This is a genomic window from Nostoc sp. DedQUE04 (assembly GCF_034530995.1).
In the GTDB taxonomy this organism is placed as follows: Bacteria; Cyanobacteriota; Cyanobacteriia; order Cyanobacteriales; family Nostocaceae; genus Nostoc.
Genome location: NZ_JAVRCA010000008.1, coordinates 199,938 through 216,318 on the forward strand (window position 1 = coordinate 199,938; position 16,381 = coordinate 216,318).

The window sequence follows — 16,381 nt, forward strand, 5'->3', positions numbered from 1 at the left end:
ATTGACACTTACTGAATGGCAAAAACACCAATCGCACTCTATCGGCAAGGTAATGCTAATTCTCCTAGAATGGAGAATGTTAGACCTAATAAAGATATTGCCACCTATAATAAAGATGGTCAAGTCTGGGTCATGACTACTTTACCAGACGGGACATCGCCCGGAGGAGTATCAACATTTACCACTCAAGGATATGGCAAAAACTGGTGGAAATTAGAATCCAATACTGAAATTCCAGAGCAAATATTGGTAAATGACCACGATAACCACTGGTTATGGAAACCTTCTAGAGCGATGTTGATAGATGAATACAAAGCAGCCTTGAAATTGGTAGATGAATTATTTTATAAAATAAGTTAATGCTAACAAAATTATAAATTTTTTATTTTGAATTTAGTTGAATTTTTTGTGACATAAAGCTATTTTATGTAGGTAAATTACAATGAATCTGTCGTTTAAGGACATAAAGTTTATCATTGAAGCCATCGATGGCCTGATTGAGAAATATCAAGAACGACTCAATCAAATCGAAGATATCGATGAGGACGAAGCTTCCGATCTTGGTAATGATACTATGTTTTTAGAGTCACTTCGTAGAAAACTAGTGAATAGTTTGAATAACAGTACTAATACCAATATCTTGGTAGGTAATGAAGTTGTCCAACCATCATCTCATGCTATAAGACAAGCTTCAAGAGGAGCAGAGGCAGTAGACCCAGGTAATGAAGTTGTCCAACCATCATCTCATCCTATGCCAGAAAAGCCGCGAGCATAGCAAAGATAAACATCAATAATTCTTAATTCAGTCAAGTGGTGCATTAGCCTTTGGCGTAACACACCCTATAAAAACTATTTTGCTTTTGCAATCCCAGTTATTTCAAAAATTAGCTCTGCTGCTTTACTGATTAACGAAGTGTTAATTTCAAGTTGATACTTGTCTTGTTTTAAAACCTCTGTTACAACTTTCGCCAAATCTGCATTACCTTTCCTCGCACCCAAACCATTAATTGCACATTCAATTTGCCTCGCGCCGCAACTTAAAGCAATGAGTGAATTATCTATCGACATGCCCAAATCATCATGACAGTGTACTGAAACTACAACTTCGTTAATATTGGGCACTCGATTAAAAATCATTTGCAGAAGTTGCAAAAACTCTTCTGGCGATGCCAAACCTAAGCTATCAGGAATACTAACAGTAGTAGCACCACTATTGATTGCAGTTTCAATAGATTTACACAAAAAATCTGGCTCACTTCTGGGGGCATCAAAAGCGCTCCATTCTACATCATCACAGTAATTGCGTGCGAGAGAAACACTCTCTTTGATTGTTGCTAATACTTCTTCTTTGGTTAATTTATACTGGTTTTTAATATTTACTGGAGTATAAGTGTGAATTCTGCCTCTGATTGCTGGTTTAATTGCTTCAGCAAGAGTGATTATTTCATTTGAATTTGAACTAGCTAGCCCACAAATAGTAGAATTTTTAATTATTTTAGAAATATTAAAGACTTCATCAAAATCTTTTTGAGAACTTCCTGGATAACCAACTTCAATAATATCTACTCCCATTTCTTCGAGTAATTGGGAGATAATAATTTTTTGTTGCAAATTCATCTTTACACCAGGCGTCAATTCTCCATCACGCATGGTGGTATCAAAAATAATTACTTTGTGATTATTTTCTGACATATTGGCTAGAGATAGCGATCGCTTACATCAAATACAATCTTAAGGAATATCCTCACTTAAGAAAACTGTCTCTAAATCCCGATAACCGCTGACAATACGTACAACTTCCACACCGCCATCAATAGGGCGATAAAATATTAAATAATCTTCTACTGGAAAACTCCGTAACCCGCGGGCAAAATTATCGAAACTTTGCCCGATATTAGGAAAATCAGCCGATGATAATACTAGGCGATTATTACTAATGACAAATGACAAATGACAAATGACAAATGACAAATTAGTTAATTCGCCGCTGTCTGAGCTTCTTGATAAATTATTTCTTGAAACTGGATTATATCTTTTTGTGGATCGGCGTGGCTAACTTTCACCACTATCTGTTCGCCCAACTTCACAGAACGTTTGAAAGCCATTGGCAACTGCAAGCCCAAATCTTCTAACAAAATTAGAGCTAAGTTGCTGTCTTCTCGCAACCACATCAACACTGTTACATCCCAAGTTTCCTCTGGATGACGGCGTAAATACTCTAGAGCATAATATCTATTAGTTTGTCGTTCCACCATCGTCACTTCTTGGGTGATGCTGGTGACAGTCATCATCACTTCTTTAAGTTGGTCTGCGGAAAATGGCAGAACTTCACCCCGCAAATGAGCTTTAATTTGAAAGTGGGTGAGTAAATCACTGTAGCGGCGGATGGGAGAGGTTGCTTGAGTGTAAGTATCCAAGCCCAAACCAGCATGGCGCAAAGGCGTAATGCTCATTTCACTCTTGGGCATACAACGACGCATGGCGCAAGCGCGAACGAATCCGGCTGGAAGTTGAAGCAATTCCTCATCTGGAGGTAGTTCTGGTTGCGGTTGACCGCGAAAAGGCAAAGGTATGTTATGAGTTTTACCATAACGAGCCGCAACTTCACCGGCAACAATCATCATTTCTGCTACCAGTTGCCGCGATGGAGAATCGTCCAAAATATCAATGTGGATTTCCTCGCCTTTGACTTTGATCGTCGCTTCGGGCATAGTGATGCTAATTGCTCCTTGAGCGTAACGCCAAGCTTTGCGTTTTTGTGCCCAAGTTGCGATCGCAGCAATTTCTGGTTCTGCTTGTACCCGTAATTGCAGCATTTCATCTACATCTTCGTAGGTGAGGCGATAAGTCGGCTTAATTAAGCTGGTATGAATGCTGTAATCTTCTACTCCCCCAGTTGTACCTAAAATAATCCCAAAACTCAGGGCGCAACAAACCTTTCCCTGGATCAGACTCATTGGCCCAGTTGCCAATACCTCTGGGAACATGGGAATCATTCCCGTCGGTAAATAGACTGTACTACCGCGCTTTCTGGCTTCCAAATCTAATTCATCTTCCGGTACTAACCATCTAGTGGGATCGGCGATATGCACCCACAGGCGTTCCCGTCCATCGGGGAGTACTTCCCAACTTAGACCATCGTCGATCTCTGTGGTAGTTTCATCATCAATGGTGTAAACCTTCAGGTGAGTCAGATCAAGGCGGTTTGTATCTGAGTCAATCGGCGGGAAATCCAAACGCTGTTGCGCCACTTCTAATACCTTATGAGGAAATTGAATCGGAATTGAAGAACGCCGCAGGAACAAGTTTTCATTAGGACTCCAGCAACCCAAATCAACTAATAGTTGAAAGGCTCCTTGGGGTGTCGTGGGCCGTCCCAGCATGGTCATAGTTTCTAATACTGGAGCGCTGGGCGGATAAGCGCGAGCCAACGAGTCATAATTAACCCCCGTCCGCACGGTGTCAGCTATTAGCGCTGCGTATTTTTCTAGTCCTTCTAAACGCTGGCGATCGTGGCGCTGCCATTCTACTGCTTCACCTTTGAGCGCCTGCTCTACACGAGTTAAAAATTCCTGCTGTCCTTTAGCTTTTAGTGCCTCTACTTCTAGTTGGTGCTTGCGTTCTGCCACTTGAGCAGCAGTTCTCGGCTCGTAAGCGTCTCCTTTTTGCTTGAAATAAAGTTTGTCGTCTGATAACAAGCAATAGGCGGCGTAACAAGCAGGCGCGGCTGATTCTGAAAATAGCAGATTCGCCATTTGGTCTGGGGTAACTGTTTCCCCATCTTCAACCAGTAATTCCCAAGCCACTTCTAAACTAGATGGGTCTAAATAAGGCTCGATCTGCTCCAAAAAGCTGGCAATTTCAGAAGCCTTATAAGTCTCTTTGGTAACTGTATAGGTTATTTGTCTAGGCGCGAGGCTGTGGGATTGACCGCGTTCGTCTACCACAAACCAGCGGGTTTTACCGTCTGGACGTTCTACGATGCCCAGACGGCGATCGCCTTGAACCCTAAATTCAACTAGCGTCCCCTTCTCCACAACTCTCGCACTCTAATTTGGTGAACAGTTTAAATAGTTAGGAGTGAGTAGTTAAGAGTGAGCAGTGAGGAGTGAAAAGTTAATTGATAACTCATAACTCATAACTCATAACTCATAACTCATAACTTCTGACTCATCACTCTTTTTAGCCTTCCGCATTGATAAATGGCAACAAAGCCACAATCCGCGAACGTTTAATTGCTAATGTCAACTCTCGCTGTTGCTGAGACGTAAGCCCGGTAATCCGACGTGGCAGTATCTTTCCCCGCTCGGTGACAAACTTACGCAATAAATCAACATCTTTATAATCAATTGGTTCTCCTGGCTTGATCGGAGAAAGGCGACGACGGAAATAACTCATCTCTACTTAATTTCCTTGTGAACGGTATGTTTGTTGCAGTGGGTGCAGAACTTTTTCAGTTCTAGCCTGTTGGTGGTGTTGCGGCGATTCTTGGTACTGGTATAACGGTTAACACCAGCAGAACGCTTATCTGAATTTGTCCGGCACTCAGTACACTCTAGTGTGATAATAATGCGGGCACCTTTACTCTTAGCCATAATCTTACAAACAGTGAAGCCTGAAGAGAATTAACACAAATGACTATCTTCTCACATTCCGCCGTATATTTTCAACTAATCTTTTAATTTTTATATCGAGCGAGTAGCCACGACGCGACGAAACAATGAAAGTTCCACAATAGCGATCGTGTAAAGCCTGCCGCATCTGGGTATCAGAGAAAGCAGTCCCACAATCAATTGCTAGGGGAATTACTAGCAGTATAGCAGTGGGATTGGCTCTAATATTGCTCAGGGCAATTGACACTAACAAAGCACCCAAGCCGATAATCGCCTCTCGCTTCATTAGTGAGAGCAAATCGGGAATTCTGCCCACTACTTCCCCATCTTCGACTTCCAATACCTTTAAATCGAACGCCCAACGCCCTAAACTTTGCCCTTGATTGTTGTATACCACCACTACTCGCAAAACCAGCCAAAGTATTACAAAAACTAAGATTTCAAGAAATTGAATCCCGATATCGCCGCCTCCCAGTAGGGAACTGACTAACCAGACACCAAGGAAATCAAGTCCCAATGCCATACCTCGCCGCCCAATCTCAGCTTTGGGATAGTGTTTTTGGGGAAGTCGTTCGATAGTCATACAAAATAAGTATTTTATTTAGGGGTTGGGAAATAGCGATCGCTCCTGTTTTTAATATTAAGATGATGACTTGGCTAGTTGCTGCGCTGTCAAAGAACAAAAACCAGCTAACAAAAATTTGTACAACTACCAACTGCACGACTCAAAAATAAGAGCGGGTATATAAGTAAGTTTTGATACCTTTGAATACTTGGTTAACATCTCATAGAGTAGCCGCTACACGTCATGGATGCAACATACAGTAGGGTTGTACATCTATATTGTATTGTTGTAGAAACTTCATTTTAATTAATTTGGAAGTTGTATCTATGACACATCTGTTTACTAAAACAGCTATTAGTCTGGTGACGACTACTACTTTAGCGTTAGCGATCGCCATAACCACCAACAACCTGGCTCATGCTGCTGAGTTTAACTTTAACTGGAAAGGAGACACAGGTTATTCAGCGAAAGGTTCATTTAACTACGATACAACAACTGCTCCCAGCATCATTTCTGAAGCTGGTTTGGGAGCTACGAAGAACTTGCAATCTCTCTCAATTTCCTTTTTTGATCCCTTGAGTAATCTGATAAATAGTTTCACTCCAGTGCTTGGTGGGGTGTCTAACTACGGCTTTTTAAGATTCAACTTTGATAGCACTACCGAGCAAATCTTTGGTCCTTTTGATGTTGGCAAAGATGATGAGTTTCCTGGCGACACATGGCTTAATAATAATCTCGCGCTTATAGATGAAGGTTTTAGTGATGAGGTTCTAACAAAAGAATTTGGTTTTAATAATAGAGATGCAGCAGGCACAAAGCAAATCCTAGATTTAAGCAACAATTCGGTTCAGGTATCCAAAGTCCCCGAAGGAAGCATAATTATCGGTTTACTAGCAGTGTGTAGTTTAGGATTTACCCTCAAGCAGAAATCAATCCAAAATCTAAAATCTAAAATTGGTCAGTGTTAGTTTACAGGGATAAAGAAAAAAGTCGGAGGCGATCGCTATGTTATCAGTCAGCGATGCACAAGCAATTATTTTAAATTTAGTACAACCGTTGGATCGTCAACGGGATACAGAAGTTGTAGATTTATTGACAGCAGATAGTCGCATTTTGGCAACACCTGTCACCAGTCCGCTAGATTTTCCCCATTGGGATAATTCGGCAATGGATGGCTACGCAGTTCGCTACGAAGATGTACAGCACTGTAGCGCCGAACAACCAACCGTTTTAGAAATTGTTGAAGAGATTCCGGCTGGGTATCAGCCCAAGTCTACGATTCAACCAGGGCAAACCGCACGAATTTTTACAGGTGCGGTAATCCCAGCAGGTGCGGATACTGTAGTCATGCAAGAGAAAACACGCCGCGAGGAAAACCGCGTATTTATACTGGATGCACCAAAACCGCAAGAATTTGTTAGACACAAAGCATCTTTTTATCAAGCTGGAACAGAACTACTACCAGCAGGAATTAAGTTAAATGCCTCAGAAATTGCCGTATTGGCAGCAGCACAGTGTCCGCAATTAACTGTTTACCGCCGTCCGCGTGTGGCAATTTTTTCCACTGGTGATGAGCTGGTGACAGCTGATAAACCGTTGCAATCGGGGCAAATTGTGGATTCTAATCAATATGCACTGGCAGCGTTGGTGAGACAAAGTGGCGCAGAACCGTTAATTTTAGGCATTGTGAAAGACGATCCAGTTGCTTTGGAGAAAGTTATTACTCACGCTGTTGCGATCGCTGATATAGTTCTTTCTTCTGGTGGCGTCTCAGTGGGAGATTATGACTATGTTGACAAAATTCTAGAGTCACTAAAAGCAAAAATCCACATTCGGGCTGTGCAAATTAGTCCAGGAAAACCCCTGACTGTCTCCACTTTCCCCAGTACAGACGCGATTAATCGCGTCTCTCCACACTCAGCACTATACTTTGGTTTACCAGGAAACCCTGCTGCTGTGTTGGTGACATTTTGGCGATTTGTGCTACCAGCAATCAAGAAACTTTCGGGAATAACTGAAAGTTGGGAACCAGTATTTTTGAAAGTGCGATCGCATGATGAATTGCGATCGAACGGCAAACGTGAAACTTACCTTTGGGGTAAATTGCATTTAATTGATGGAGTTTATGAATTTCACAAAGCTGGTGGAAGTCACAGTTCCGGCAATTTAATTAATTTAGCTCAAAGCAATGCCTTAGCCGTTCTACCCGTGGGTAAAACATTAATTTTGCCACAAGAAGAAGTGCAAGTTTTGCAGCTTAGTAATTCGTAATTCGTAATTCGTAATTCGTAATTAAAAACAGTTGCATAAAGGGATTTAAACACTATGTGAAAGAAAACCACGTATAGACAAGCGCGTAGCATCTTTGTAGGAGAGGCAGAATTCAACTTTAATTGCTTGGCTTTAAGACAAGTAGGGAGAGCAGGAGATGAAAAAAAGGTTTAACCCAAGCATCTTGAATTAAACCCAATAATTACGAATTACGAATTACGAATTACGAATTAGTTAAAATATCTGCTCAAAAGCCTCAATCAAGCTGTTAACTTCCTCAAGGGTGTTGTAATGCACCATACTTACCCGGACTATTCCACCTTGAGACGCTAAACCCAGGTATTCAATCAGCCGTTTAGCATAAAAGTCTCCGTAGCGAATCCCAATATAATGTTGGTCAATTTTTGCCGGAATGGTTGAGCTATTTATTCCATCGACGACAAAAGATATAGTTGGTACACGGGTTTGGCGGTCAGCCTTTGATTGACCAATCACTCGCACATTCGGCTTACTGTTGAGGTAATTTAAGAGGCGATCGCTAATATGTTCTTCATGTATGCTAATTAAATCAAATGCTTGCACCATTTGATTTCTCAAATCAGGTGCAGTTTCATTCCCATAGTGCAGTTGTGCTAATTCACTTAAATAATCACATAAACCTAACATTCCATAACTTAATTCAAAATTGACATTCCCTAATTGAAATTTATAAGGTATATCTGTCTGGTCAATAAAATAATGGTTCAGACCAGGCAATCTTAATAAATGTTCTTCTTTGCCATAAAGTAAGGCATGGTGCGGCCCATAGACTTTATAAAAACTCAAAGTATAGAAATCAACATCTAAATCTTGGACATCAACTAATCTATGAGGTGCATAAGCTACACCATCTACACAAATCATAGCGTTGCGATCGTGTACAAATGCAGCAATTTCTTTGATCGGGTTGATGGTTCCCAGAACATTAGAAGCATGAGTCAAGGCTACCAGTTTTGTGCGCTGACTCATCAATGGTTCTAAATCTGCTAAATGAAGTTCTAAAGTATCTGGGCGAACTTTCCACACTTTAACCTTTATTCCTTGTTTTTCAAGAGCGACCCAAGCACCAATATTAGCTTCATGGTCACAATTAGTAACAATAACTTCATCACCAGATGTGAAGGTTTTACCCAGACAAATTGAAAGAACTTTCAACATCATTGTAGTCGATGGCCCCATGACTACTTCTTTATAAGAATTGGCATTAATGAAAGTAGCCATTTCCCTAGTTGCTAAAGCCAATCGTTCTCCAGCCAGTTGAGAGATTCCATAAGAAGCTCCCAACTGGACATCAGAACTTAAGAGAAATTCGCTAATTCTATCTACTACTTTTTTCAAGGTTTGTGACCCACCAGCATTATCAAAAAAAGTCCACTCTCCAGCTAGAGCCGGAAAATATTGACGAACTTTATCAAGATTCAGGAGCATAATATAAGTTTTCTAGAGAATGTTCTTTACCCTAGCCTACCTTCTGACAAGTCGCCCAGAGAACATCTACATTAGACTTCTTGCATAAATCAAAAATAAAGAACCCCACCCCGCATTTGAATAAAGCAAACGTTCCCCTATGCTTTGGGGAGAAGTTGGGGGTGAGGTGTTAGAGACTTTTGCAAGAGACTCCACCTGCTTTCATAACGGGAAGGTTAAGAGCGAACAAGTCAGTCGGGACGACCAACGTAGTGACAACCCTTATAAATGGGAAAGTGGTTGGGTGTTTGTGTATCTCATGTTAGCGTAGCCTCTGCCTCCAACACACTGTTCGCGATCGCACGAGAAGTTGAAATCTCCTGTATTTAACTTCCAGCAACTATTAATGTCTTGATTCTTCACAATTCTCGCCAATTTTATTTGATAAGTTTAAGGGAGAGTCAAAGCAACTATTGTTTTGAGCCTTAATTCCTTGATTGAAAATAAAGGAACGACTTATGAATACTACGGTAAAATATGACATCCAAGTTATCAAAGAAGAAGCACTTAAACTTGTTAAAAAGAGACTTGTTAACCGTCAACAGCCAATTTATACCCTTTGTAAATATATTCCTCATCGTGACTGGATTAATTTTGAACTTGAGTTAGAAAAAAATGAATTTTTACTCAGAGATAGAATTATCGATTTACTGAATCACGAATCTTGGGAAGATGATTGAGGCTACATAAGGATAAACCCTATTAGCTGCATCCCATAAAATCAAAATTACAAATTCATTTTTCAACATTAAAAACTCTCGAATTAATCGGGGGCTATAAGCAAGAGATTATTAAAGTAAGCAATAAATCTTGATGGATAGCTTTGGTTTGAAAAGATCAGAGAACCATTGCTAGCGTCATAATTCTCTGTTAAATAAGTTGGCACAATAAAAACAACCTGTGTGAAGAAAAGTAAACAAGATTCAAACCCTTTTTCTACCTTCTTTATCTCAACAATAATTATTTACACCGAGCTACGGTGTACACGCAAGTTTTTGAGAGTTGTCCTACAAACTTATACCAATTTGAAAAATGATTGCGACAGATAGAAAACTGAAACACTTATCTAATGGATGTTTCACAATCTAAAGTCTAAAATCGTTCGACTGAGCGTAGCCGAAGTCTAAAATCCAAAATGGTATTACTATTGTCCTCTCGTTTGCCTACTCTGCATAGGAATGGTTAATTAGGGGTTGCTACCTCCAGTCAGACATAGCTTAACCTCAGAAGCAACCTCACCTCTTTGGCTGTGGGTTTGAGAAATTTTTCTGTTTTCTTTCTCTAAATGTGTCAATTAATACCTAAAACCTAGGCTATAGTCTCACATTCTTGAGCAATTAATTACTGAGATCAAGAAAAGCAATTAGACTAATCGGTTTCAGTAAATTGGATTAGGTAGATAACTCTTCTAGCCCAATCCATTCGGTAATCGATTGCCATTGGCTTGCGTAAACAATAGTACTTCTACGTTTTTCTTTCTGAGGCTTTCTAGGTAGTTTTCCCATGACAACATCAGCGAACGAACTGGATTCGTTCCGATTATGCCTATTATAAATAGGCATTTCCTGCCAGCAGTGACGACAAAACCAGTAAGTCTCTGCACCGCGTACATGTTCTAAAAGTAAACTTGAGCAGCAAGGACAGTAATTCATATTTTTCTCAAATCCTGTTCATAAAAGTGTTATTGCGATTCAGGGCAGCTATTTAAGAAGCCCGTAGATATTAAAAAGAAACTGTCTATATTTTGACTATAGTCTTTAAATATGAGGAAGTTGTGAGGATGGTCAAAATACTTAATATTTTAGAAAAAGTTATACACAATTATTAAGTAATACTTTCAGGCTAATTTAGCGGTTTTTTCACAAGTTCCTCAAATTATCTTCGTATAAATTCTTATAACTATAAATGTGGGGCTTCAGAGCGGCGTTACTGCTAGCGTGCCACCTACTTATGAATAGAATAAAGAATAAACCAGTCAAATTCTTTTTCCTTCTGATTTATTGGCAGTTGATGCTGAGTTCGCAAAGTTCCAGTAGGGAAGATTACAAGTTGGGTATTGCTCGCTCAATGCAGTGGCTCTTGAAGTTGCGAAACTTTCCCACATGACTGTCTCCTCTATGTTAAAGTGTTCCAAAAAATAAACGATCCAAAACCTGTCATTGTGAGCGTAACGTAGTGAAGCGAAGCAATCTCAAGTACTTTGCGATTGCTTCATTCTGCTTTGCTCCCGCAATGACAATTGGGCATTTTTTTAATTGGAGTACTTTTAGGGAAACCGTCTCCGGCAATGGCTCATTTTTTGTATTGTCTATTGAAAGTCTTGATAAAGTTTATTAAAAAAGCCGAAATTATGAACCTCTGTCAATGTTTGAGACCAAGGGTTTAATATTTGCACTCATCAATTAATTTCAAATATTTCACAGTAAGAAGACTATCAAAACTATCAATTAAGGTAATATCTTGAGATAGGAAATCATCTATCTATAAATTTGACAATAGAATGAGTTTGACGACTCTAAAATTTTATTTACTTTCTAATTTAGTTACTAACTTGTATTGTATTGTATGTATCAGGCATTCTAATAGTTAAAGCCTGTATTTATCAATACAATTAATTTATAGTTGCTTTATAGTTAATTTATGATTACATTTAGCCGCCTGCTAGTTGCTTGATAATTATTACGCCACAATAATTTCTGATGTTCAACAGCTGACTTCTTTTGCTTGTTGTTGACTTCTGCTAATTTGTCCTGAATATCAAAAAGCTTATTAGGATTGATAAATTAACTATGCAATTTAACGATCGACTGATTAACTTACCTAGTTTAAATCATGTTATAAATTATTCCCCATTAAAGATTACCCCTGATAGTTTTGTAATCGAAGCTATTTTATTGATGAGTCAACAAGGATGTATTAATTATGCATCTAGCAACTTAAATTATTCGCTGAACTTAACTCTTGGGAATCAACCAATATCAGGTTGTGTCTTGGTTATGGATGGAGGAAAATTATTAAGCATTTTTACTGAAAAAGATGTAGTTAGACTTATAGCTTCGAGAATAGATTTATCTGGGGTGACAATGGCTGAAGTGATGACCCAGCCAGTAATTACCCTTAGACAATCAGATTCTCAGGATATTTTCATCGCTTTATCGTTATTGCGTGAGTATCAGACTGGCTATTTGCCCGTTTTAGACGATCGCGGGCAATTGGTAGGAGTGATTAACGAGACTAGCTTGCTACAAGCCTTTGACTTGGTAAAAATGGTAGGGGTCGTTGAAGGCTTGCAGCAATATTTACAAAAACCCAGAGATGAATTTAGCCAGGTTAATCAGTACACAGAGATACAGCAAGTGTGCTGCCAGACTCAAAATAACTTAAAGCTATGGGTTGAGGCACAATCGGCTGAAATTATGCAAGTTAATCAGGAGCTTCAGCAAGCCCTCGAAGAACTCCAGGTTATGGAAGAAGAACTGCGCGAACAAAATGAAGAGTTGGCCGTTGCCCGCGAGCTAGTAGAATTGGAGCGTCAACGTTACCAGAATTTGTTTGAGTTCGCTCCAGATGCTTATTTGGTAACTGATACAGCAGGTATTATCCAAGAGGCTAACCGAGCGGCAGCAATCTTGCTGGCTGTACGCCAAAAATATTTGGTAAACAAACCATTAATTTTATTTATTCCTTACCAAGACCGCCAAACTTTTAACACTCGACTAATTAATAAACAGCAGGAACAGAAGTGGGAAGCTTACTTAAAACCACGGGGAGGTAGAGCTTTTCCGGCTAGTATTAAAGCCGCCGCCATGTACGATTCAAAGGGTAAGCAAGTTGGCTGGCGCTGGTTATTCAGCGATATTAGCGAACGCCACCAGGCAAAGGAATCACTGCGCCAAGCTTACGAGGAATTAGAACAACGAGTGGCAAAACGGACAGCAGAACTTGTGATGTCCAATGTGCTGTTGCAACAAGAAATTGCCGTTAGCGAAGCTGCCCGAAGGGATCGCCAACGCGCAGAAGTTGCATTACACCAGAGTGAAAATCTCTATCGCCAACTCGTGGAAAGCCAAACTGACATAATTATCCGCATTGATTTGCAAGGGCAGATTACCTTTGCCAATGCAGCTGCTTGTCAAACCTTCGGTTGGAAACAAGATGAGTTTCGCGATCGGTCAATTTTCCAATTTCTTCATCCAGATGACTTACCTGAAGCGATGGAAGATATGGCAGCTTTAGGATCTTCATTGCATCCCTTGATTAATCGTGAGCGACGTGCATTGACAGTCAATGGTATCCGTTGGTTTCAATGGAATGCGATCGCAATTCGTAACGACAAAGGAGAGGTTCTTGAAATCCAAGAGGTAGGCAGAGATATGACTGAACAGCAAGCTACGCTACACGAATGCCAAGTTGCCGAAGCAGCACTGCGCCAAAGTGAAGAGAAATTTCGCAAATTTGCTGAAAACACCCACGCAGTTATCTGGATTGCCAGCACAGATTCATTCCGAACCTTGTATGTTAGTCCTGCCTATGAAAAAATTTGGGGTCGCTCTTGCCAAAGTTTATTGGAGCGGCCTGAGTCTTGGATAGACTTTGCTCATCCAGACGATCGCGATCGCTTAACCATTGCAGCAAAGCAACAGCTTATTAATGAGTCGGTTTCAATAGAATATCGAATTTTGCGACCTGATGGATCGATGCGCTGGATATGGGATCGAGGCTTTGCTATCTATGATGACCAAGGAAAAGTTCAATACTATGGTGGCATCGCCGAAGATATCACCGAACGCAAACTAGTCGAAGAGTCACTGCAAGAAAGTGAAGCGCGATTGAGTTTAGCTACCGAAGCAGCCCAAATTGGCATCTGGGAGCGGAACCCGATCGCTAATACTGGTATTTGGTCTGCCAATATGGGGCCACTTTATGGTCTACCGAGCAACACCTTGTGTCCAACCTATGAAGATTATCTTAATTTAATCTATCCAGAAGACCGCGAATCAGTGGCTGCGAGTATAGCGCGGATGATTGAGCAAGGAAAGGGATCTATAGAGTATCGAATTGTCTGGCCCGACGGCAGCTTACACTGGTTAAACTGCAAAGGTCAGGTTTACTATAACGAAATCGGTCAGCCGATCCGGATCGTCGGCACAAATAGGGATGTCACTGAGCGCAAGTTGGCAGAACAAAAAATCTCTGAACAAGCCGCTTTACTTGATATTGCCACCGATGCCATATTAGTTCGAGATTTCCAGTCTCAAATCTTATTCTGGAATCAAGGTGCAGAGCGGATGTACGGTTGGCTTTCTACAGAGGCGATCGGAAAAAACCTCCAGGAGATTTGTTACACAGCAGGAACTCAGCAGCAATTGGAAGTACCCCTGAAAAGGGTAATTGAGAGTGGTTCGTGGCAAGGTGAGTTAAATAAAGTTACAAAATCTGGTCAGAAAATTATTGTGGAAAGCCGCTGGACATTGATGCGCGATTCTGCGGGAAAACCCAAATCCATCCTGACTGTTGACACTGACATCACCGAAAAGAAACAACTCGAAGAACAGTTTTTTCGCACCCAGCGATTGGAAAGCCTTGGCACTCTTGCAGGTGGAATTGCCCACGACTTGAACAATATATTGACACCAATTTTGGCAGCGGCTCAATTGTTACAGAGAGCATTGTTACAAGATGAGGAGCGTTCTGGGCAACTGTTGGCACTTGTAGAAACCAACGCCAAACGCGGAGCAGCTTTAGTAAAGCAAATCTTGTCCTTTGCACGAGGATATAAAGGAGAGCGGACAATTATCCAAATCCAATATCTGATTTCAGAAATTGTCCAAATTGCCAAACAGACATTTCCCAAATCTATTGAACTTTCCACGTTTATCCCAAAAGAAATTTGGGCTGTAAATGGAGACATCACGCAACTGCATCAAGTATTGATCAATTTGGTAGTAAATGCCCGCGATGCTTTACCGGATGGCGGTAATATCAATATTTCTGTAGAAAATAAGTTTATTGATGAAGCTTATACGCGAATGAATCTTGATGCCAAGGTTGGGCATTATATTGTGATTACCGTTGCCGATAACGGAATTGGCATACCGCCAGACATAATAGATAGAATTTTTGAGCCATTTTTTACTACAAAAGAGGTCAATGCAGGTACCGGACTTGGACTTTCAACAGTGCTGGGAATCATCAGAAACCACGACGGTTTTATCAAAGTGTCTAGCAATGTTGGTAGAGGCAGCAAATTTGACCTGTTTTTACCAGCAGTGGAAGCAACCCAAGCGTTCAACATAGAAGACCTGGATTTGCTTTCAGGAGAGGGAGAATTGATTTTGGTTGTGGATGATGAACCCCAAATTCGGGAGATTGTCACAATCATCTTGGAAAACCATAACTATAAGATACTAACTGCCAGTAATGGCATTGAGGCGATCGCGCTTTACGCCCAATACGAGCATCAAATCAATGCCGTATTGATGGATTTAATAATGCCAGAAATGGATGGAATCATCGCTATTCGCACCTTGCGAAGAATGAATATGCAGGTTCAAATTATTGCCTGTAGCGGACTCAACTCAATGGAAATCTTTGCTCAATCTGCTGAGGCTAATGTACAAGCAGTTTTATTAAAACCCTATACGGCCAGAGAATTATTAAAAACCTTACATAATTTATTCAGAGACTAGTACCGCAAGGCGGAATTAACAATTAAAAATTAACAATTAAAAATTAAAAATGTATACAGCATAAGGGTTTCGTTGATTTGGAATGATTGGTTTATTTCCGCCTTGTATAGCAGTTGCCAAGTAGATTAGGACATAATGACAAGCGTAAATATCATGAATAGCAAGGTTTTTACCTCCTGCCTGGTTGTTGAGCGTAGTCGAAACACTGCCTCCTGCCTCCTGCTATATTAGGAGCGCAAGGCGGAAGTCAAAGGTCGCGTATGCTTTAATTTTGGGCTTTCTAGCTGTAATGAAATAGCGCGATCGCTTTTTCCAAACTATTGAGAACGAAATCAAACGTTTATCACAACTGATTCATGACCTGCTCGATCTCGGAGGCTTAGAGGATATTTGAAAAGTGGTATGTTGTGATTTTAATCGAATTATTACCCCCCTTAATCCCCCCGATGTATTGGGGGAAACAAGAAAATCCGGTTCCCTCCCAATATATCGGGGAGGGTTAGGGTGGGGTAAAAAATATTTGATACATTAATCACTAGGACTTACGCACTATACAAATCAACCAAAACGTGTATTACGGTATTTAGTCTTTTCAGAGGCTTCAGATAACCCTGATTTATTCCGACATTTGCGATCGCTGGATGCCAAAACATGGCTAAAATACCCAAATTGTGTTTAGTACTTAAACCTCATCCACCTTGAGAACTGGAGTTTTTCAAGAAGATATATTAGTTTAA

At 40.5% G+C, this 16,381-nt stretch carries 15 protein-coding genes; 6 read left to right on the forward strand and 9 right to left on the reverse strand.

Annotated elements, in window-relative coordinates; all coding sequences use genetic code 11:
* The first annotated feature begins 15 nt into the window (after positions 1 to 15).
* Together RM049_RS08275 and RM049_RS08280 are read left to right on the forward strand one after the other, a co-directional pair.
* Positions 16 to 360 (forward strand): hypothetical protein, encoded by a 345-nt coding sequence (locus RM049_RS08275; protein WP_322703840.1) that lies wholly within the window; start codon positions 16 to 18, stop codon positions 358 to 360.
* Between the two features lie 82 nt (positions 361 to 442).
* Entirely contained in the window at positions 443 to 775 is a 333-nt protein-coding gene (locus RM049_RS08280) for a hypothetical protein (protein WP_322703841.1), read from the forward strand.
* A 74-nt stretch (positions 776 to 849) separates the two neighbouring features.
* Here the strand turns inward: RM049_RS08280 and RM049_RS08285 are convergent, their stop codons facing one another.
* The 6 genes from RM049_RS08285 to RM049_RS08310 form a co-directional block, all read right to left on the reverse strand.
* Positions 850 to 1,692, reverse strand: coding sequence for a 2-isopropylmalate synthase (locus tag RM049_RS08285; protein ID WP_322703842.1), 843 nt, complete (start codon positions 1,690 to 1,692; stop codon positions 850 to 852).
* A 39-nt stretch (positions 1,693 to 1,731) separates the two neighbouring features.
* A complete protein-coding gene (locus tag RM049_RS08290; protein ID WP_322703843.1) occupies positions 1,732 to 1,971 on the reverse strand; it encodes a type II toxin-antitoxin system RelE/ParE family toxin in 240 nt (79 codons plus the stop codon).
* A 5-nt stretch (positions 1,972 to 1,976) separates the two neighbouring features.
* Complete coding sequence (locus tag RM049_RS08295; RefSeq protein WP_322703844.1) at positions 1,977 to 4,037, reverse strand: ribonuclease R family protein; 2,061 nt, start codon at positions 4,035 to 4,037, stop codon at positions 1,977 to 1,979.
* 145 nt (positions 4,038 to 4,182) lie between these two features.
* Positions 4,183 to 4,398 (reverse strand): 30S ribosomal protein S18, encoded by a 216-nt coding sequence (gene rpsR / locus RM049_RS08300; protein WP_012411240.1) that lies wholly within the window; start codon positions 4,396 to 4,398, stop codon positions 4,183 to 4,185.
* Positions 4,399 to 4,400: 2 nt separating this feature from the next.
* Positions 4,401 to 4,595, reverse strand: coding sequence for a 50S ribosomal protein L33 (gene rpmG / locus RM049_RS08305; protein ID WP_094351774.1), 195 nt, complete (start codon positions 4,593 to 4,595; stop codon positions 4,401 to 4,403).
* 43 nt (positions 4,596 to 4,638) lie between these two features.
* Positions 4,639 to 5,196 carry an RDD family protein gene (locus tag RM049_RS08310; RefSeq protein ID WP_322703845.1) on the reverse strand — a complete coding sequence of 186 codons (558 nt, stop codon included), beginning with the start codon at positions 5,194 to 5,196 and terminating at the stop codon, positions 4,639 to 4,641.
* A 308-nt stretch (positions 5,197 to 5,504) separates the two neighbouring features.
* On the opposite strand from RM049_RS08310, the gene RM049_RS08315 reads away from it, so the two are divergent.
* Complete coding sequence (locus tag RM049_RS08315; RefSeq protein WP_322703846.1) at positions 5,505 to 6,146, forward strand: PEP-CTERM sorting domain-containing protein; 642 nt, start codon at positions 5,505 to 5,507, stop codon at positions 6,144 to 6,146.
* A 37-nt stretch (positions 6,147 to 6,183) separates the two neighbouring features.
* A complete protein-coding gene (glp, locus tag RM049_RS08320) occupies positions 6,184 to 7,449 on the forward strand; it encodes a gephyrin-like molybdotransferase Glp (RefSeq protein ID WP_322703847.1) in 1,266 nt (421 codons plus the stop codon).
* Positions 7,450 to 7,683: 234 nt separating this feature from the next.
* Here glp and RM049_RS08325 read toward each other — a convergent pair whose 3' ends face one another.
* The gene (locus RM049_RS08325; RefSeq protein ID WP_322703848.1) at positions 7,684 to 8,916 is read right to left on the reverse strand and encodes a cysteine desulfurase-like protein; all 1,233 of its coding nucleotides are present in this window, start codon (positions 8,914 to 8,916) and stop codon (positions 7,684 to 7,686) included.
* 261 nt (positions 8,917 to 9,177) lie between these two features.
* A complete protein-coding gene (locus RM049_RS08330; RefSeq protein WP_322703849.1) occupies positions 9,178 to 9,318 on the reverse strand; it encodes a hypothetical protein in 141 nt (46 codons plus the stop codon).
* A 95-nt stretch (positions 9,319 to 9,413) separates the two neighbouring features.
* On the opposite strand from RM049_RS08330, the gene RM049_RS08335 reads away from it, so the two are divergent.
* Positions 9,414 to 9,635, forward strand: coding sequence for a DUF4327 family protein (locus tag RM049_RS08335; protein ID WP_322691507.1), 222 nt, complete (start codon positions 9,414 to 9,416; stop codon positions 9,633 to 9,635).
* Positions 9,636 to 10,346: 711 nt separating this feature from the next.
* On the opposite strand, the gene RM049_RS08340 is transcribed toward RM049_RS08335, so the two are convergent.
* Positions 10,347 to 10,607: a hypothetical protein gene (locus RM049_RS08340; RefSeq protein WP_322691508.1), complete on the reverse strand. Its 261-nt coding sequence runs from the start codon at positions 10,605 to 10,607 to the stop codon at positions 10,347 to 10,349.
* Positions 10,608 to 11,744: 1,137 nt separating this feature from the next.
* Here RM049_RS08340 and RM049_RS08345 point away from each other — a divergent pair.
* Positions 11,745 to 15,644 carry a PAS domain S-box protein gene (locus RM049_RS08345; protein WP_322703850.1) on the forward strand — a complete coding sequence of 1,300 codons (3,900 nt, stop codon included), beginning with the start codon at positions 11,745 to 11,747 and terminating at the stop codon, positions 15,642 to 15,644.
* Positions 15,645 to 16,381: the final 737 nt, after the last annotated feature.